Raw genomic sequence first — 19153 nt, 5'->3', positions numbered from 1 at the left:
GGAATTGTCTGAATGGGGCTAAAAGTAAAACGGCAACGTCAGTTGCCGTTTTTAGTGTGTTCTCAGTCTCCCCGAGGGAGCGCGCTGGGGCAAGCATGCCAGCGGCACAAAAGCAGTATTAGCTGAACATGACCTGTGCCCAGCGAGCCAACCCGGCCGTAACCGACCCAAAGTCATCGCCACCGGCAATGGGAATGCCCGGCAGTTGTTCTGACAGCGCTTTTTTGATCAGCGGAGAACGGGCGCTACCCCCGGTAAGATAAATTACATCCGGCTTCTCTTTACCGTTTTCCAGCGCCAACTGGACCTGCTCCAGAATGCGTTGTAGCGGTTGCGCCAGCGCGATTTCCAAACCGTGCCGGGAAATCTCGGTCGCCAGATCATCACCAATAAACGGCAAAGATACTGCGTGTTCTGGGCGATCTGAGAGGGCAATCTTACTCTCTTCTGCGCTACGTACGACGCGATAGCTCAGACGCTGACGCCAGACTTTATGCAGTAAAGCGACTTTGTCGCTCTCCTGGGCGTCGCGAACGAGATCGTTCAGGAAGCGACCATTGGCAGTGCTGTAAAAATCACTTTGTGCCGGTACGTCGTTGATGGCGATAGCATTCCACCACGGTAAAATAGGTAACGCGATGCCTTTTTCGGTTTGGCCGCCCATGCCGAGCAGTGGCATCAGGCTTTTGAATGCCAGGGCGATATCCAGATCGTTACCGCCTACGCGGCAACCGCTGTGCCCCAGCAGGCTATTTTCACGGTCACGACGATTGTGCCATTGCGGGCCCATCAGCAGCAGCGAGCAGTCTGTCGTACCACCACCGATATCGACCACCAGAACGCGTTTCTCTTCCGTCAGCGTGGCTTCAAAATCCAGCCCTGCCGCAACCGGTTCATACTGGAACACCACATCGCGGAAACCAGCACGATGAGCAGCACGCTCAAGGATCCCCTGAGCTTGCTGGTTTGCCTCATCGCCGCCTAAACCCTGAAAGTTAATTGGGCGTCCAATGACGGCCTGGGTGATGGTCTCTGAAACCTGCGTTTGTGCCTGATTGCGGATGTGCAGCATCATGGCGCACACCAGATCTTCAAACATGGCAACCTGTTGTGGCTTCAGGCCGCTAGCGCCCAGAAATGATTTGGGTGATTTTACAAAGTAGACTTCTTCTGGGTCGTCAATGTAATGCCCAAGAGAGGAGAGGCCAAATTGTACGCTGGATGGCGTAACGTCGATATCTTCATCGCGGTTAAAACTGACTGCGCGGCGCAACAACGCCTGCGTTTCCGCCGCAGTAGCGGGAACCTGATGGTGGCGGAACAGCCATTCGCTGACCGCCTCACGGGTTGGCGCGCAGAGCATCGACGGCAGCAGCGTGCTCTCTTTTTCCATTTTCAGGAGTTGCGGCTGTCCGTTTTGCATGATGGCAACTGAACAGTTAGCCGTACCGTAGTCAAATCCAATAAACACTTACAAGTCCCCATGCCAGTGAGAAGGGGCGAGACTTTAGCGAAATGTACGGTCTGCGACAACAGGAATATGAAAGCAAGGCGAAACAAGCGTATTCAGTTTATGCTGAGGGCGAACACAAAAGGAGCAATGATGTACACCCTGAACTGGCAACCCCCTTATGACTGGCAATGGATGTTGGGTTTTCTTGGCGCGCGTGCGGTTACGGGCGTAGAAACGGTCACTGACGCGTACTACGAACGTAGTTTCGCCTGTGATGGTCATCAGGGCGTGTTCCGCGTCACACCGGATGTTGATACCTGTACGCTTGTGGTGACCCTCAGCGAGGGTCTGATCCCGGTAGCGTCGACGTCCCTTGCCCGAATTGCGCGCTTATTTGATCTTGACTGCGACCCTCAGCAAATATCAGTGGCTCTGGGTAAACTGGGAGAGGCGCGTCCTGGATTACGTTTGCCGGGGGCGATGGACGCTTACGAGCAAGGTGTGCGGGCGATTCTGGGTCAACTGGTGAGTGTGGCGATGGCGGCAAAACTCGCGTCACGCGTCGTGTCCCTGTACGGTGAACCGGTCATGCATTTTCCGGAGTATATCTGTTTTCCCACGCCTGAGACGTTAGCGGCTGCGGACTCACTGGCCCTGAAGGGGCTGGGCATGCCGATTAAACGGGCGGAGTCTTTGATTCATCTTGCGCAGTCCGTTGTCGACGGAACCTTTCCGCTTTTCCCGCCGGCGGATATTGAAGGTGGAATGAAAGCATTGCAGCAGCGCCCGGGTATTGGACGCTGGACGGCTAATTACCTTGCCTTGCGCGGCTGGCAGGCAAAAGATGTGTTTTTGCCGGATGATTATTTGATTAAGCAGCGTTTCGCGGGCATGACGCCAGCCCAAATCCGCCGGTATGCCCAACGCTGGCAGCCTTGGCGTTCATACGCTCTGCTACACATCTGGTATACCGACGGCTGGACGCCTTTAATTGATGGCGAAATAGCTGGTGTTAAGCAGTAATTCGAGTGGTTGCGGTTCGGCAATGGTGTCGCCATAGATGAAATCGATGCCAATGCCAGATAATGTGTCCATCATCATCGGCTGATTACTCGGCCCGGCAATGGTCTTCATGCCCAGTCGCTGAGCGTGTCCCTGGATGATCGTGACCGTCATTTCATCCATCAGATTACCGTGGACGTTGGTGACGACCTCCGCATCCAGCATCAGATAATCGGCCATATGGGCGCTTAACTGGTTGAGGATGTTCATATCGCGCCCGACCTGACTGAGCACCACGCGGCAGCCAGCATGGCGCAGTTTCTGCAAGCCCTGATGTACGTTTTCGTCTGGATTATTCAGGACCTCAATCGAGATGACTAAATGCAGCAGACGTCCTGGCAGGGCGCCTTTCTCGAGCATGTCGAGCAGTTCATCGACCAGAGTGACACTCGATAACCCGGCTTCAGAGAGCGGCAGCGCCACACCCATTCCCTTGCTGGCAACCTGAGTGGCGTAAGCGCGGAAGAACTCACTGAAAATACGTCTGTCGAGTGCATGCAGCAGTTCAGATTCTGCCAGCCCGGAACGGAAAGCCTGCTCCTCCTGCACCTCACCCTGACTGGTCCACAGACGCAGTGAGATAAGCCAGAAATTACAGCTTTCAGGAATGCGCGGAGAGGCAACGCTGCGGGCAATCATCAGCAGGTGATTGTCTTTGATCATGTGCCACTGCTCATCCAGTGACATCATGCTGCGGGTACTGTGGATCCTTTCCTGCTGGGGTTCGTAAACGGTGACAATGCCGCGTCCATTATTTTTAGAGGCATAGCAGGCGATATCTGCCTGCGACATGACTTCGGCTGCCTGGTAATTATTCACGTCAATCAGCGTGATACCCGCACTGGCGCCGATACGGTGCAGACGGCCTTCCCACATAAAATGATAATTGTTGATGGAATGAATCAGGCGACCCGCAATATAGCGTGCGCTTTCGACATTACAGTCAGGTAAAAGCAGCCCAAATTCGTCACCCCCCAGGCGAGCAAGTACATCGCTTGAACGTAGCATTGTTAGCATTAACGACGAAAGTTCGCGGAGCAGGGCATCACCTGCGGCGTGTCCTGCGGTGTCGTTGACGGCTTTGAAACGATCCAAATCGATAAACACCAGAGCATGGCGCTGGCGTGTCTCTTGCACCGTTTGCAGCAGGCGTTTTAGATGGTTTTCAAAACTCACGCGGTTTGCAAGATGGGTGAGGGCATCATGAGACGCGCTGTAGCTTAACTGGCGCAGCATTTTGCGCGATTCGGTGACATCCTGAATTACCAGCACGGAACCGATGTTTTGCCCATCAAGCGTACTGAGAGGCGTAATGCTGTAATGAATATCATAACTGCCACCACTACGGCAGTTAAGAACAACATCCTGTTCGATGTCAGAGCGAGACATATCGCCACTGTGAATGTTTTCCATCAGTGGGCCATTGTCACCAAAGGTAATATGTAACACCTTCAGGATGGGCTGCCCCATGGCTTCCGTTTGCACCCAGCCGCTCATTTTCTCCGCGACCGGGTTCATAAAGGTGATGTTCATGTCGATGTCTGTACACAGCACCGCCTCGCCGATGGAGTCGAGGGTAATGTGCAGCCGCTCTTTTTCCTGGAACAGCGCCTCGTTAAGCTGTTTAACCTCGGTCATGTCCATGTTAATGCCAAGGAGACGTTCAACTTCTCCCTGTTTGTTCAGAACCCGGTTTGCCAGGGAGCGAATATGGCGTACACCCTCTTTCACGCGAATACGGAACTCAAGCTTAAACGGTAGCCTCGCCATCAGCGAGTCACGGATCACCTTTTCGGCATGATCGCGATCTTCCGGCAGCATGGCTTCATGCCAGAGCTGCCATGTGGGTTTGATGTGCGGCGGAATTTCGTACAGCTCGAACATCCGTTTGTCCCAACTGATGATATCGGGCTCAAGGTCCCACTCCCAGATCCCAATACCACCGGCTTCGTTGGCAAGCGTAATACGCTCCATCAGACGCTTATTGACCCATTCGGTTTGTTTCAGGTCATTAATGTCTTCAATCTGGGCGATAAAATAGAGCGGTGTCCCGTCAGCGTGGCGGACTACTGATACGGCGAGAAGCGCCCAAACCACTTCTCCGCTGCGGTTGTAGTAACGCTTCTCCAGGGTGTAGGTGTTGATATCACCGTTAACTAACTGCTCCAGTTGCTCAAGGTCGGAGTTTAAATCCTCCGGCCAGGTGAGTTGCTGGAAGGTGAGAGATTGCAGTTCCGCCTGGCTGTAGCCGAGGAAATTACACAGCGCCTTGTTTGCCTGCAGCCATTGTCCCTCGATCCCCACCAGTGCCATGCCAATGGCGGAATACTCCATGGCATTACGAAAACGTTCTTCGCTCTCGGTGATATGCTTTCGTTCGGCCCTAAACGCATACATCACCATGGTCATGACGTTGGCGGGCAATAGCATCATCAGGAAAGGTAGCCAGGGGGCGTTGAGCATTGCACCGGAGTTTTGGGTTGCCATTGGGATGGGGTTTTGCGCCATCATCAGGGAAACCATCATTACGGTGACTAAAAACACCAGAAAGGCTTCCATGCGAGGCAGGCGTACCGCGCTCCACATAAGCAAGACGATCACACAGGTAAACGGCCAGGGTAGCCAGGTAATTGCAACCCAACAAAGGGCAAGTGTTACTGCCATTGTCAGGAGGGTTTCCAGCAGTAACTGCGGGTTTCGATGACGCAGCAGGTAGTGTGGTTTAAACAGAAGGCCTAAGGGGACCAGTGCCAATGCGCCGATGGATTCCGAAAGCACCCAGACCAGAAAATTGCGAAGGGGTTCGGCTGTGGGAACCAGAAAATGAACCAGTATCCCCCCGATCAACGGAGGAATCAGAGCACTACCGAGAGCCAGCCGGATCCAGTCATTCAGATTCTGGAGCGGATTATACCAGGGAAGCAGTTTTCGTAGCATCACTGCGCCAATACAGGCCTCGACAACATTAATCAGGGTATAGACGAAACTGATCGCGTCCCAGGAAAAAAGCAGCCATGAGGCAGAAATATTACCTAAGGTGCAGGCCAGTGCGATACCGGGCCACATCTTTCCGGCGTGGCGATAAAACGCCACCATCATAATAGAGGTGGGGAACCATAAAGGCGCCAGGAGCGTTCCAAAGCGGGTCAGCTCCAGCGAGAATAAGGTAAAGATGAAGGTGACCAGGCCCAGACAGACAAGTCGCAGTAAAGGATGTGGGGTGGTAATCAAAACCCGCTGGTATTGTTTATTCATTACCGCTTTATCCAGGGTCGCCAGGCCGTCGGGAGCCAGGTCCGGACGAGTGAATTTACGAATTTGGTTTATGCTAGTACAAACAATTTACAATTCATATGCCGACTGCTGATAATTTGACATCATAGACTTATTAAATAGTTACTCTGCAAAAAATTCATGTTAAACGCTGAAAAAGTGGGCATTTAAATTTACCTAAGGGAAGGAAAAAACGCTTTTGATGCTCTCTCGCATTACCTGCGCATTCGACTGGTATCACGCCCCCGAAATCCCTATAATTGCCGCGTTTGACGCTACGGCGTCGTCCTTCCTTAACATCCAGGTTAATCAGGTCGCTAAATTTATGACTGATAAGTCTCATCAGTGCGTCATTATCGGCATTGCCGGCGCATCGGCTTCAGGTAAAAGTCTTATTGCCAGTACGCTTTATCGCGAACTGCGTGAACAAGTTGGTGATGAGCACATCGGTGTCATTCCCGAAGATAGCTATTACAAAGATCAATCGCATCTTTCGATGGAAGAGCGTGTTAAAACCAATTATGACCATCCGAATGCAATGGACCACAGCCTGTTGTTCCAGCATTTAGAAGCGCTCAAAAGCGGCAAAGCGGTCGAATTGCCTGTCTATAGCTATGTAGAACATACCCGCACAACAGAAACGGTCCGTATTGAGCCGAAAAAAGTCATTATCCTTGAGGGCATTCTGCTTCTTACCGACGCGCGACTGCGTGAATCGATGAACTTCTCCATTTTCGTCGATACGCCGCTGGATATCTGCCTGATGCGTCGCATCAAACGTGATGTCAACGAGCGCGGTCGTTCGATGGATTCCGTGATGGCCCAGTATCAAAAAACCGTCCGCCCAATGTTCCTGCAATTTATTGAACCGTCCAAACAATACGCCGATATTATCGTGCCTCGCGGAGGTAAAAACCGCATCGCCATTGATATCTTAAAAGCGAAAATCAGTCAGTTTTTTGAATAAATCGCGCGAATTGTGTACCGTTCAGAGATAACCTGGTTTGCCCTGAAGCTCTTCCGGCTTCAGGGATTGCTGCACGAAAGGAGAAAGTGCCATGCGTCTTTGTGATCAAGATATAGAAGCCTGGCTGGATGAGGGCCGTCTGTCGATTACGCCTCGTCCACCCGTTGAACGTATCAACGGCGTCACTGTTGATGTGCGTCTGGGGAATAAATTCCGTACTTTCAGCGGTCATACCGCACCATTTATCGATCTGAGTGGCCCGAAGGATGAGGTCAGTGCCGCGCTCGATCGCGTGATGAGTGATGAAATTGTCATCGCCGAGGGCGAAGCTTTCTATCTTCATCCCGGCGAGTTGGCACTGGCGGTAACGTTTGAATCAGTAACGTTGCCTGCGGATCTGGTCGGCTGGCTTGATGGCCGTTCGTCGCTTGCCCGTCTTGGCTTAATGGTCCATGTAACGGCTCACCGTATCGATCCTGGCTGGTCAGGTAAAATCGTGCTGGAATTTTTCAACGCTGGTAAATTACCGCTGGCCTTGCGTCCAGGGATGATGATTGGCGCGCTGAGCTTCGAGCCTCTTTCTGGCCCGGCGGCACGTCCTTATAATCGTCGTCAGGATGCAAAATACCGCGACCAGCAAGGTGCAGTCGCCAGCCGTATTGATAAAGACTGAGTTTACCCTTTAGGGTCGGTTCACTGAGGATGCCATGAGAAGAGTTCTGACAACGCTGATGATTTTGCTGGTGGTGCTGGTTGCTGGCCTTTCGGCGTTGGTTCTGCTGGTTAACCCGAATGATTTCCGCGCTTATATGGTGCGCCAGGTTGAGGCACGAAGCGGATATCAACTGAAGCTTGACGGTGCATTGCGCTGGCATGTCTGGCCACAACTCAGCATTCTTTCTGGCCGTATGTCATTAACTGCACCAGGGGCGTCGGCTCCGCTTGTGGCAGCAGATAATATGCGACTGGATGTCGCTCTTATCCCGCTATTTTCACATCAGTTACAGGTGCAACAGGTGATGCTGAAAGGGGCGGTGATTCAGCTTACACCGCAAACGGAAGCTGTTCGTAAAGCAGGTTCGCCAGTTGCGCCGCGCGAAAATACCTTGCCTGATGAACCGTCAGATACCGGCTGGTCGTTTGATATTGGCAGCCTGAAGGTTGCCGACAGCGTGCTGGTATTCCAGCATGAGGATGACGAGCAGGTTACGGTACGCAATATCAATCTGAAGATGGAACAGGATGCTCATCATCGTGCCACGATTGATTTCTCAGGCCGGGTAAACCGCGATCAGCGAGACCTGACGTTATCACTGAACGCGAATGTGAACGCCTCTGATTATCCGCATCAGTTGACGGCCGATATTCAGCAGCTTAACTGGCAACTGACGGGCGCTGACCTTCCTGTTCAGGGCATTACTGGTGAAGGTACGTTGCAGGCCGTGTGGCGTGAAGAGCAAAAACAGCTGGAACTGGATAATCTTAATCTGCAGGCCAACGACAGTGCGCTGAAAGGGCAGGCGAGTGTCTCTCTTGCCGATAAGCCGAAATGGGTCTTCAACCTGCAGTTTGATAAACTGAACCTGGAAAATCTGCTGGCCGCTGAAACGGTCAGTACTCCTGACAGTGCACCTTCTCAGTCAGGCCAGGTTGCGGTGAAACAGACGCGTCCGGTTATTTCATCAAATATTGAAAAGCCTGAATATAATGGTTTGCGCGGTTTTACCGCCGATATTTTACTGAAGGCGAATAGCGTGCGCTGGCGCGGTATTGATTTTACCGATGTCAGTAGCCAGATGTTCAACCACAATGGCCTGTTAGTGATCTCCGACCTAAGCGGAAAAATGGGGGCCGGACACGTATCGCTGCCAGGCACACTGGATGTACGCACGTCTGCCGCCAGTGCTGAATTCCAGCCTCGCCTCGACAATGTTGAAATTGGCACAATCCTGAACGCGTTTAATTACCCTATTTCGATGACAGGCCAACTGACATTAGCAGGGGATTTCTCAGGAACGAAGATCGATGCTGAAGCCTTCCGCCGTGACTGGCAAGGGCAGGCACACGTTGAACTGACAGACACTCGTATGGAAGGGCTTAACTTCCAGCAACTGGTTCAGCAGGCCGTTGAGCGTAGCAGCAATGTCACCGCGAAAGAGAATTACGATAATGCAACCCGTCTGGACACCTTTACCAGTGATTTAACGCTGGATAGCGGACAGCTTTCACTGGATGGCATGCAAGGATCGTCCTCATTGCTTTCATTGACCGGTGTTGGGTCGCTTGACCTGGTGAAAGAGACCGCTGATACCCGCTTTAACGTGCGCGTGCTGGCTGGCTGGGAAGGCGAAAGTAAGTTGGTTGATTTCCTGAAAGAGACGCCTATTCCGCTGAATGTTTATGGTAAGTGGCAGGCGCTGAATTATAGCCTTCAGGTGGATCAGATTCTGCGTAAACATTTGCAGGATGAAGCGAAACGTCGGCTGAACGACTGGGCGGATCGCAATAAAGATTCGCAGAGTGGGAAGGATGTGAAGAAGCTTCTCAACAAGTTGTAATGGATAGCCCTCTCCCTGTGGGAGAGGGCTAAAACTAGACCTCGTAATCCAGTTCATCCTCTTCATGCAGTGGTATAAGCTGCACTTTCTGGACCCGATGGCTCTCTACCTGTAGCGTTTTTAACAGATAATCCCCCACCTGTACCTCTTCCCCTGGCTTTGGAATACGTTGCAGATTTTCCATCAGTAAACCCGCGATGGTGTGGTATTCACGTTTTTCATCCAGTGGTAGTGGAACATACTGCACCAAATCTTCAAGCGGCATATGACCATTAGCCGTCCATGAGCCGTCCGCATTTTTCTGGATATCATGGCGTGCATCGATCTCATCAACTTCGTTAGGAAGATTGCCCGCGATGGTTTCCATCACATCACTGAGCGTGACCAGCCCCTCGACTGAACCAAATTCATCCACTACAAAGGCGAAGTGGGTGCGCGCATTACGGAACTGCTCCAGCGCAGAGAGCAATTGTAACGTTTCGGGGAACACCAGTGGCTGGCGAACCAGCGCACGGAGATCGAGTGGCTCACCGCGAAGTTGCTGTTGCAGCAGGTCAATAACATGGACTACGCCAAGTAGATCGTCATCCTCTTCCCCCCCTGTGACGACCACGCGGGTATGCTGGTTTTTATCCAACAATGCGCGGATTTGCGACTCCGGTGCATTCAAATCAATATGCTCAATATCATGGCGTGACGTCATGATGCTGCTGACAGAGCGCTGGTTGAGGTTGAGTACACGCTCAATCATCAGCCGTTCCTGCGGGTTGAATATCTGGTTGTCATCGTGATCGGCGAGAAGGGAGGCTGATTCAGCGTCCAGCTCCGCGTCTTCTTTTTGTCCGCTAAGCAGTCGCATTACTGTGTCTGCGGTGCGTTGGCGCAAGCTTTGGTTTGCGGACAAGAAACGGCGTCGGTTGAAAATGGCAAGCTGGTTAAGCGACTCGATGATGACGGAGAAACCAATGGCAGCGTAGAGGTATCCCTTCGGTATATGGAAACCAAAACCGTCTGCCACCAGGCTAAAGCCAATCATCAGCAGGAAGCTGAGACACAAAATAACGATAGTGGGATGGCTATTCACAAAGCGAGTGAGCGCTTTGCTGGCCATGACCATCAACGTAATGGCGATAATAACCGCTGCCATCATTACCGCCAGATGGTCAACCATACCGACAGCAGTGATCACTGAATCGAGAGAAAATACAGCATCCAGAACCACAATTTGTGCGACGACGGGCCAAAACTTCGCCCCCCGGCGCTGAGTCGGATTTTCACTGTCTTTCCCTTCCAGCCGCTCATTAAGCTCTACTGTTGCTTTAAACAGCAGGAACAATCCTCCGAACAGCATGATCAGATCACGGGCGCTGAAGCTCAGGCTATGAAAGGTGATCAGCGGCTTGGTGAGGGTAACCAGCCAGGAAATAGAGGCCAGCAACAGCAAACGCATCCCCATCGCCAGCAGTAAGCCCGTGACGCGTGCGCGGTCGCGCTGCGAGGGGGGTAATTTTTCGGCGAGGATGGCAATAAAGACAAGATTATCAATACCGAGGACTAATTCGATAACGACCAGCGTAACCAGCCCGGCCCAGATTGATGGATCGGCAATCCATTCCATAGTAATAGCAATACCTTCTGTCATATGACCAATGTCACACTTCGATCATGGATAAAGCTGGCGAAAATTGCAATAACAGCATGAGATTTCTCTCAATAATGGTGGAAATAATATCGCTAGCGGAGAATAGATTTAATTCAATAAGGAGAATCTTTTTTTATTAAATATGCGTTAATTAAGAAATATCGCACTAAAAGTATTACCTGGCACAGATGTCAATATAAAGAAATTCTTAAAATAATGTGTGTGTTTCTAAACAAATTCTTAAAAAACCATATTCGCAACCCGGTTGCCTTGCCTGCTTTGGGGTTGGCTGTTACAACATTAATAGTATAAAACGTTAAATCTTCCATTACTAACCATCGTGCCGCTTTCGCGTTGTCATGTAATTTCGGCTGGGTGTTATGAATGCTTTCTCTATTTCAATAAAAACCAGCTTCACATGATTTCCTGTCATAACTAATTGTTTAGTCAGTACATTGGTAGCTGAAAGCCAAGGGCGGTAGCGTGCCTGAGTGTGTATTAATTGGTCTTGATTATTCTGTCAACAGCGAATGATTAAATAATGTTTTTTTAGGAGTGATGCCAGTTATATTTTTATTTGTTTAGCTGCATTCTTAATGCTGTTTTGATTCGCACGTATTTAAATTGCACGGGATAATTACTCTGCCAAAGTGATAAATAATCAATGATGAAATCCAAACTGAAGTTGATGCCATTATTGGTGTCTATGATCTTGATGAGTGGTTGCACGGTTTTTCCCGGCAGCAATATGTCCACCATGGGCAAGGATGTGATCAAGCAGCAGGATGCTGATTTTGACCTTGATCGAATGGTGAATGTTTATCCACTGACCCCTCGCCTTGTGGAGCAGTTACGCCCACGACCAAACGTGGCACAACCAAATACTTCTCTGGACCAGGAGATTGCGTCTTATCAGTACCGCGTCGGGCCCGGTGATGTCATTAACGTCACAGTCTGGGATCACCCAGAATTGACTACACCAGCGGGGCAATATCGTAGCTCCAGTGATACCGGCAACTGGGTACAACCGGATGGCACAATGTTCTATCCCTACATCGGGAAAGTGCACGTCGTCGGGAAAACGCTGGCCGAAATCCGTAGTGATATTACCGGCCGCTTAGCGCAGTACATCGCTGACCCGCAGGTGGACGTTAATATCGCCGCGTTCCGTTCGCAAAAAGCCTACATCTCAGGTCAGGTCAACAAATCTGGTCAGCAGGCGATCAGCAACGTCCCACTGACGGTACTGGATGCTATCAATGCTGCAGGCGGTTTAACGGATGCTGCCGACTGGCGAAATGTTGTGCTGACCCACAACGGAAAAGAACAACGTATTTCGCTTCAGGCGTTGATGCAAAACGGCGATCTGAGCCAGAACCGACTGCTTTATCCTGGCGACATCCTGTATGTGCCACGCAATGATGATCTGAAAGTGTTCGTGATGGGCGAAGTGAAGAAACAGAGCACGCTCAAAATGGACTTCAGCGGTATGACGCTGACCGAAGCGCTGGGCAATGCAGAAGGTATCGATCTGACCTCCTCTAATGCCAGTGGGATCTTCGTTATCCGTCCGCTGAAAGGTGAGGGCAGTGCGAAAGGTAAAATTGCCAATATCTACCAGCTGGATATGTCGGATGCGACCTCGCTGGTTATGGCTACTGAGTTCCGCCTTCAGCCTTACGATGTGGTGTATGTGACGACCGCGCCTGTTGCTCGCTGGAATCGCCTGATCAACCAGTTGCTGCCAACCATCAGTGGCGTTCGCTACATGACGGATACGGCGCGCGACATTCACACCTGGTAATCCGCAATGTTTAACAAAATTCTGGTGGTATGCGTGGGGAACATTTGCCGTTCCCCTACGGCCGAGCGGCTGCTGAGAAGCTATCAACCCGCGATTACGGTCGACTCAGCTGGGCTTGGGGCACTTGTGGGTAAAGGGGCTGATGAGCGCGCGAAAAGTGTCGCAGCCTCACATGATGTTTCACTTGATGGACATTGTGCACGCCAGGTCTCCGGACGTATGTGTCGAGAGTATGACCTGATCCTCGCGATGGAAAAACGCCACATTCACGCGCTGTGCGACATTGCGCCTGAAATGCGCGGCAAAGTGATGCTGTTTGGTCACTGGGATAATGAACGCGAAATTCCCGATCCGTATCGCAAGAGCCGTGAGGCATTTGAGGCGGTATACACCTTACTTGACCAGTCTGCCCGTCAGTGGGCGCAGGCACTGAACGTTCAGCAGGGATAACAATGACAGAAAAAACAAAACCTTCTGCCGCCCAGATTTCGGGCAGTGATGAAATTGATATTGGTCGTCTGGTCGGCACGATCATTGAAGCCAAATGGTGGGTGCTGGGGATAACGACGGTTTTTGCTGCAGCGGCAATCGTCTACACCCTGTTTGCTACACCTATCTACAGCGCCGATGCGCTGGTCCAGATTGAACAAAATACGGGGAATTCGCTGGTACAGGATATCGGCTCAGCGTTATCGAATAAGCCTCCGGCGTCGGATGCAGAAATTCAGTTGATTCAGTCCCGGATGGTGTTGGGTAAGACGGTTGACGATCTTGACCTCGATATTGCCGTAACGAAAGACACCTTCCCGATTTTTGGCGCGGGATGGGATCGGTTGACGGGACGCCATAATGACACGGTAAAAGTCACCACCTTTGTGCTGCCAAAAGGAACCGCGGAAGACACCTTCACGCTGACGGTTCTGGGGCCGAAGCATTATCAGCTGACCAGCGATGCGGGCTTTAGCGCCAGGGGAGAAGTGGGGCAGCTATTGAATAAAAATGGCGTCAGCATGATGGTGAGTGCTATCCAGGCTGAACAAGGTAGCGAGTTTACCGTCACCAAATTCTCAACGCTTGGGATGATTAACAATCTGCAAAATAACCTTACCGTCACGGAAAACGGTAAAGACACCGGCGTGTTGAGCCTCAGTTTTACCGGGGAGGATAAGGATAATATTCGTAACATCCTCAACAGTATCACCCGCAATTATCTTGAGCAGAACGTCGCCCGTAAATCGGAAGAAGCGGCGAAAAGTCTGGCCTTCCTCGCCAGACAACTGCCAGAAGTGCGCGAGCGTCTTGATGTGGCTGAGAACAAACTCAACGCCTATCGCCAGACAAAGGACTCAGTTGATCTGCCGCTGGAAGCGAAGTCCGTCCTCGATTCTATGGTCAATATCGATGCCCAGTTAAATGAGCTGACCTTCAAAGAAGCGGAGATCTCCAAGCTTTACACTAAACGCCACCCGGCATACCGCACGCTGCTGGAAAAGCGCCAGGCGCTGGAAGATGAAAAGTCAAAGCTGAACAACCGTGTGACGGCGATGCCGGAAACGCAGCAAGAGATTGTGCGATTGACTCGTGATGTGGAGTCGGGTCAGCAGGTCTATATGCAACTGCTGAACAAGCAGCAAGAGCTGAAAATCACCGAGGCCAGTACGGTAGGTGATGTGCGTATCGTTGATTCTGCAATTACCCAGCCTGGGGTACTCAAACCCAAAAAAGCGCTGATCATTCTGGGTAGCATTATTCTTGGTCTGATGCTTTCGATTGTTGGCGTGCTTCTGCGCTCACTGTTTAACCGGGGGATTGAGAGCCCGCAGGTGCTGGAAGAAAACGGTATCAACGTTTACGCCAGTATTCCGCTGTCCGAATGGCAGAAGTCACGCGATAGCGTCAAAACGGTTAACGGGGTTAAACGCTACAAACAGAGTCAACTGCTGGCGATCGGGAATCCGACTGACCTGGCGATCGAAGCCGTGCGTAGTCTGCGTACCAGTCTGCATTTTGCCATGATGCAGGCCAAAAATAATGTGTTGATGCTCACCGGTGTCAGCCCATCCATTGGTAAGACCTTTGTCTGTGCCAACCTGGCGGCGGTTGTTAGCCAGACCAATAAACGTGTGTTGCTGATCGACTGCGATATGCGTAAGGGCTATACCCATGAGTTGCTCGGTACAGACAACACGAATGGTTTGTCTGAGCTTTTGCTCGGCAAAGGGGAGATAGGCCAGTACGCCAAACCCACCTCTATTCCCAACTTTGATCTCGTTCCTCGTGGGCAGATCCCGCCTAATCCGTCCGAACTACTGATGAGCGAGCGCTTTAGCCAACTGGTGACGTGGGCAAGTGAACACTATGACCTGGTATTGATCGATACTCCGCCGATCCTGGCCGTGACCGATGCCGCGATTGTTGGCCGTCATGCAGGGACGACGCTGATGGTTGCTCGTTACGCCGTAAACACGGTGAAAGAAGTGGAAACCAGTCTGAGCCGCTTTGAACAGAACGGTATCGAGGTGAAAGGGGTGATCCTGAACTCTATCTTCCGTCGTGCGGCCGGTTATGAGGACTACGGGTATTACGAATACAGATACAAGTCTGACAATCATTAATCGTGAGCTATCGGGGAAGAACATGACCATACAACGCCCTTTGATTTCTATTTATATGCCGACATGGAACCGTCAGCAGCTGGCGATCCGCGCGATTAAATCAGTCCTGCGTCAGGACTACGACCACTGGGAGTTGATCATCGTCGATGACTGTTCGTCATCTTATGAACAACTGCAAACTTTCGTGGCTGAACTTAACGACCCACGAGTGGTGTACACCCACAACGCCATCAACTCCGGGGCATGTGCGGTACGTAATCAGGCGATATTGCAGGCGAAAGGGCACTATTTGACCGGGATCGACGACGACGACGAGTGGACGCCAAATCGTTTGTCCACTTTCCTGTCACAGAAGCAGCAACTGGTTACGCACGCGTTCTTGTATGCCAATGATTATGTCTGTCAGGGCGAGGTCTATTCTCAACCCGCCAGTTTGCCGCTGTACCCGAAATCACCCTATTCTCGTCGTCTGTTTTATAAACGAAATATCATTGGTAATCAGGTGTTTACATGGTCATGGCGCTTTAAAGAGTGCCTGTTTGATACCTCGCTTGCCGCAGCGCAGGATTATGACATTTTTCTGCGGATGGTCGTTGAGTATGGCGAGCCGTGGAAAATGGAAGAGGCTACGCAGATCCTGCATATCAATCATGGTGAGATGCAAATTACCTCATCGCCGAAGAAGTTCTCGGGTTATTTCCACTTTTACCGTAAGCACAAGGCGAAGTTTGACCGTGCCAGCCGGAAGTATCAGCTTTTTACTCTTTATCAGATCCGCAACAAACGGATGAACTGGCGCACCTTGTTGACACTCTTTTCAGTACGCAATACCAAGCGCCTGGCCGATGGACTTCGGGGGAAATGATGTTTCTGGAAGATTGTCGCGCGAACAGCTGGAGTTTACGTCCTTGCTGCATGGTCCTGGCATATCGTGTGGCGCATTTTTGCTCGGTCTGGCGTAAAAAAAATGTGCTCAATAACCTCTGGGCAGCACCGGTGCTGGTGCTGTACCGCATCGTTACCGAATGTATTTTTGGCTATGAAATTCAGGCGGCCGCCACTATTGGGCGTCGTTTCACTGTGCACCACGGCTACGCAGTTGTGATCAATAAGTTCGTGGTAGCGGGAGATGATTTCACAATCCGCCATGCTGTCACCATTGGCAACCGAGGGCCAGAAAGTCTGGCCTGTCCGGTCATTGGCAACAACGTTGAACTGGGGGCGAATGTGGTCATCATTGGTGATATCACCGTGGGCAATAACGTCACCATTGGCGCTGGCAGCGTAGTACTGGACAACATTCCTGATAATGCGCTGGTGGTGGGAGAGAAAGCCCGCGTGAAGGTGATCAAATGAATATTCTGCAATTTAACGTTCGCCTGGCGGAAGGCGGAGCGGCAGGTGTGGCGCTGGATCTCCATCAGCGTGCGCTGCAAAAAGGGTTACAGTCGCGCTTTGTTTATGGCTACGGGAAAGGCGGGAAAAAAAGCGTCAGCCACAATAGCTATCCGCAGGTGGTAAAGCAAACGCCACGCGTGACGTCCATTGCCAACATTGCGCTGTTTCGCCTGTTTAACCGTGATCTGTTTGGCAACCTTAATAACCTGTACCGCATGGTGACGCGTTCTTCTGAACCCGTGGTACTGCATTTTCACGTGTTGCATAGCTACTGGTTAAATCTGGATGAGGTTGTGGCATTTTGCGAGAAAGTAAAAGCACATAAGCCAGATACCACCTTTGTCTGGACGTTACACGATCACTGGAGTGTGACCGGGCGTTGTGCATTTACCGACGGCTGCGAAGGCTGGAAAAACGACTGTCAGAAATGTCCCACGTTGGCGAACTACCCGCCGGTAAACGTTGACCGCGCACACCAGTTGGTGGCCGGTAAACGCCAGTTATTTCGCGACATGCTTGCACTTGGTTGCACGTTTATCTCTCCCAGCCAACATGTGGCCGAGGCATTTAACAGCCTGTACGGTGCGGGGCATTGCAAGATCATCAATAACGGAATTGATGTAGCGACAGAAGAGATCCTGGCCGAATTGACCCCGGTTGCTGAAACAACGGGCAAACCGAAAATTGCGGTGGTCGCCCACGATCTCCGTTATGACGGAAAAACCAACCAGCAGCTGGTACGGGACATGATGGCGCTGGGTGATAAGGTGGAACTGCACACTTTCGGTAAGTTCTCTCCTTTTGAAGGCGAGAATGTGGTGAATCACGGCTTTGAAACCGACAAACGCAAACTGATGAGCGCGCTGAACGGCATGGATGCGCTGGTGTTCAGCTCCCGTGTTGACAACTATCCACTGATTCTATGTGAGGCGTTGTCCATTGGTGTCCCGGTGATTGCAACTCACAGCGATGCCGCACGTGAGGTGCTGGAAAAATCAGGCGGCAAAACCTTCGGCGAAAACGAGGTGTTGCCATTGGTGCAATTGTCTAAGGCGGAAATTGCGCAGGCCGTATTCGGAACAAGCCTTGAAGCGTTCCGCACCCGTAGCCGTGAGGCGTACAGCGGAAAACAGATGCTGGAGGAATATGTCTCGTTCTATCAGAATCTGTAGTTATCTGCTGTTACCATTGATCTATCTGTTGGTGAACGTCAAGATTGCTCAACTGGGAGAAAGCTTCCCCATCACCATCGTGACTTTTTTGCCGGTTTTACTCTTGTTGTATGTCGATAAAATCAGTATTAACAAGCTAATGATCGCGCTCGGCGCAGGGGTGGGGCTGACGATGTTTAACTACATCTTTGGTCAATCGCTGGATGCCAGTAAATATGTCACCTCCACCATGCTGTTTGTTTATATCGTTATTATTATTGGGATGGTCTGGAGTATTCGGTTCAAAACAATATCACCGCACAATTATCGGAAAATCCTCAGGTTCTTTTATCTTGTCGTGGCACTCATTGTTGTGCTTGCAGCTCTGGAAATGGCACAGATTATTTTGACCGGCGGCAGTAGTCTGATGGAGATAATTTCGAAATATCTCATATACAGTAACAGCTATGTTCTGAATTTCATTAAGTTTGGCGGTAAACGCACCACTGCACTCTATTTTGAACCGGCATTCTTTGCTCTGGCATTAATCTCAATTTGGCTCAGCATCAAACAGTTTGGTATCAAAACGCCTAAGACCGATGCTATGATCCTTGCAGGGATTGTTCTGTCAGGTTCCTTCTCTGGGTTAATGACATTTATATTGTTTTATTTGCTGGAGTGGGCATTTCAGTATCTCAATAAGGATGCGATTAAGAAAAAGCTGCCGCTGGCGATCATTTCTCTCACAGTGTTCATGGTCGGTGTGGTATTTGCATTCCCGTATATTTCTGAGCGTCTCGGGGATTTAGGAACGCAAGGCTCATCATCTTATTATCGTATCATTGGGCCACTGGTGATGGTGGGGTATTCTTTAACCCACGTTGATGGCGTAGTAAGATTTGGCTCACTTTATGAATATGTAGCATCATTCGGAATCTTTAACGGTGCGGATGTCGGTAAAACCATAGACAATGGTCTGTATCTGTTAATTATTTATTTTTCATGGTTCGCTGTGTTGTTGACGTCATGGTATCTGTTCAAGGTTTTCAAAATGATGATCAACGCATTCGGTGATAATCAGAATTTTCGTGTGCAGCTCTATCTTTTTACACCCGTGTCGCTGTTTTTCACTGGGTCAATATTTAGCCCGGAATATGCATTCTTAATTGTTTGTCCGTTTATTCTGCGCAAGGCGCTTAATATTACGAACGCATGACGAAATGAGGTGAT

At 50.8% G+C, this 19153-nt stretch carries 14 protein-coding genes; 11 read left to right on the top strand and 3 right to left on the bottom strand.

The genetic code is table 11. The annotated features are described in order from the left end of the window. Positions 1-118: 118 nt before the first annotated feature. Positions 119-1471 carry a molecular chaperone gene (gene yegD / locus GF617_RS07435; RefSeq protein WP_181620077.1) on the bottom strand — a complete coding sequence of 451 codons (1353 nt, stop codon included), beginning with the start codon at positions 1469-1471 and terminating at the stop codon, positions 119-121. 132 nt (positions 1472-1603) lie between these two features. Here yegD and alkA point away from each other — a divergent pair, with 132 nt between their 5' ends. Continuing rightward, on the top strand, positions 1604-2476 hold the full coding sequence (alkA, locus tag GF617_RS07430) for a DNA-3-methyladenine glycosylase 2 (protein WP_203451413.1): 873 nt from the start codon (positions 1604-1606) through the stop codon (positions 2474-2476). Here the strand turns inward: alkA and GF617_RS07425 are convergent. Then, positions 2441-5770, bottom strand: coding sequence for a diguanylate cyclase (locus GF617_RS07425; RefSeq protein ID WP_203451412.1), 3330 nt, complete (start codon positions 5768-5770; stop codon positions 2441-2443). The genes alkA and GF617_RS07425 overlap by 36 nt on opposite strands. 343 nt (positions 5771-6113) lie before the next feature. Here GF617_RS07425 and udk point away from each other — a divergent pair, with 343 nt between their 5' ends. From udk to asmA, 3 genes are all read left to right on the top strand, one after another. After that, complete coding sequence (gene udk / locus GF617_RS07420) at positions 6114-6755, top strand: uridine kinase (protein WP_181623802.1); 642 nt, start codon at positions 6114-6116, stop codon at positions 6753-6755. A gap of 91 nt (positions 6756-6846) precedes the next feature. Further along, positions 6847-7428, top strand: a complete 582-nt coding sequence (gene dcd, locus GF617_RS07415; protein WP_181620075.1) for a dCTP deaminase — start codon at positions 6847-6849, stop codon at positions 7426-7428. A gap of 34 nt (positions 7429-7462) precedes the next feature. Beyond that, complete coding sequence (asmA, locus tag GF617_RS07410) at positions 7463-9313, top strand: outer membrane assembly protein AsmA (protein ID WP_203451411.1); 1851 nt, start codon at positions 7463-7465, stop codon at positions 9311-9313. Between the two features lie 34 nt (positions 9314-9347). On the opposite strand, the gene GF617_RS07405 is transcribed toward asmA, so the two are convergent. After that, positions 9348-10931: a TerC family protein gene (locus tag GF617_RS07405; protein ID WP_181623801.1), complete on the bottom strand. Its 1584-nt coding sequence runs from the start codon at positions 10929-10931 to the stop codon at positions 9348-9350. A 688-nt stretch (positions 10932-11619) separates the two neighbouring features. Here GF617_RS07405 and GF617_RS07400 point away from each other — a divergent pair. From GF617_RS07400 to wcaD, 7 genes are read left to right on the top strand one after another with little or no spacing between them, the layout of a single operon-like run. Further along, entirely contained in the window at positions 11620-12759 is a 1140-nt protein-coding gene (locus GF617_RS07400; RefSeq protein ID WP_203451410.1) for a polysaccharide export protein, read from the top strand. Between the two features lie 6 nt (positions 12760-12765). Further along, positions 12766-13209: a low molecular weight protein-tyrosine-phosphatase Wzb gene (gene wzb, locus GF617_RS07395; RefSeq protein WP_181620072.1), complete on the top strand. Its 444-nt coding sequence runs from the start codon at positions 12766-12768 to the stop codon at positions 13207-13209. A 2-nt stretch (positions 13210-13211) separates the two neighbouring features. Next, positions 13212-15374 (top strand): tyrosine-protein kinase Wzc, encoded by a 2163-nt coding sequence (gene wzc, locus GF617_RS07390; protein WP_203451409.1) that lies wholly within the window; start codon positions 13212-13214, stop codon positions 15372-15374. Positions 15375-15396: 22 nt separating this feature from the next. Continuing rightward, positions 15397-16239, top strand: coding sequence for a colanic acid biosynthesis glycosyltransferase WcaA (wcaA, locus tag GF617_RS07385; RefSeq protein ID WP_181620070.1), 843 nt, complete (start codon positions 15397-15399; stop codon positions 16237-16239). Next, on the top strand, positions 16239-16730 hold the full coding sequence (gene wcaB, locus GF617_RS07380; protein ID WP_181623800.1) for a colanic acid biosynthesis acetyltransferase WcaB: 492 nt from the start codon (positions 16239-16241) through the stop codon (positions 16728-16730). The genes wcaA and wcaB overlap by 1 nt, the downstream gene beginning before the upstream one ends. Beyond that, positions 16727-17944, top strand: coding sequence for a colanic acid biosynthesis glycosyltransferase WcaC (wcaC, locus tag GF617_RS07375; RefSeq protein WP_181620069.1), 1218 nt, complete (start codon positions 16727-16729; stop codon positions 17942-17944). The genes wcaB and wcaC overlap by 4 nt, the downstream gene beginning before the upstream one ends. Beyond that, a complete protein-coding gene (gene wcaD / locus GF617_RS07370) occupies positions 17919-19139 on the top strand; it encodes a colanic acid polymerase WcaD (RefSeq protein WP_203451408.1) in 1221 nt (406 codons plus the stop codon). Before wcaC ends, wcaD begins: the two co-directional genes overlap by 26 nt. The last annotated feature ends 14 nt before the right edge of the window (positions 19140-19153 follow it).

Origin of the sequence: Lelliottia sp. RWM.1 (assembly GCF_016859735.1) — a bacterium.
In the GTDB taxonomy this organism is placed as follows: domain Bacteria; phylum Pseudomonadota; class Gammaproteobacteria; order Enterobacterales; family Enterobacteriaceae; genus Enterobacter.
The sequence above is the reverse complement of the archived record's forward strand: the minus strand, read 5'-3'. Positions and strand labels throughout refer to the sequence as shown.

What these genes read in the sequence shown, in the direction of transcription:
- alkA (WP_203451413.1), top strand. Translation starts at nt 1,604, where the DNA reads ATGTACACCCTGAACTGGCAACCCCCTTATGACTGGCAATGGATGTTG.
- GF617_RS07425 (WP_203451412.1), bottom strand. Translation starts at nt 5,770, where the DNA reads ATGAATAAACAATACCAGCGGGTTTTGATTACCACCCCACATCCTTTA.
- udk (WP_181623802.1), top strand. Translation starts at nt 6,114, where the DNA reads ATGACTGATAAGTCTCATCAGTGCGTCATTATCGGCATTGCCGGCGCA.
- dcd (WP_181620075.1), top strand. Translation starts at nt 6,847, where the DNA reads ATGCGTCTTTGTGATCAAGATATAGAAGCCTGGCTGGATGAGGGCCGT.
- asmA (WP_203451411.1), top strand. Translation starts at nt 7,463, where the DNA reads ATGAGAAGAGTTCTGACAACGCTGATGATTTTGCTGGTGGTGCTGGTT.
- GF617_RS07405 (WP_181623801.1), bottom strand. Translation starts at nt 10,931, where the DNA reads ATGGAATGGATTGCCGATCCATCAATCTGGGCCGGGCTGGTTACGCTG.
- GF617_RS07400 (WP_203451410.1), top strand. Translation starts at nt 11,620, where the DNA reads ATGATGAAATCCAAACTGAAGTTGATGCCATTATTGGTGTCTATGATC.
- wzb (WP_181620072.1), top strand. Translation starts at nt 12,766, where the DNA reads ATGTTTAACAAAATTCTGGTGGTATGCGTGGGGAACATTTGCCGTTCC.
- wzc (WP_203451409.1), top strand. Translation starts at nt 13,212, where the DNA reads ATGACAGAAAAAACAAAACCTTCTGCCGCCCAGATTTCGGGCAGTGAT.
- wcaA (WP_181620070.1), top strand. Translation starts at nt 15,397, where the DNA reads ATGACCATACAACGCCCTTTGATTTCTATTTATATGCCGACATGGAAC.
- wcaB (WP_181623800.1), top strand. Translation starts at nt 16,239, where the DNA reads ATGTTTCTGGAAGATTGTCGCGCGAACAGCTGGAGTTTACGTCCTTGC.
- wcaC (WP_181620069.1), top strand. Translation starts at nt 16,727, where the DNA reads ATGAATATTCTGCAATTTAACGTTCGCCTGGCGGAAGGCGGAGCGGCA.
- wcaD (WP_203451408.1), top strand. Translation starts at nt 17,919, where the DNA reads ATGTCTCGTTCTATCAGAATCTGTAGTTATCTGCTGTTACCATTGATC.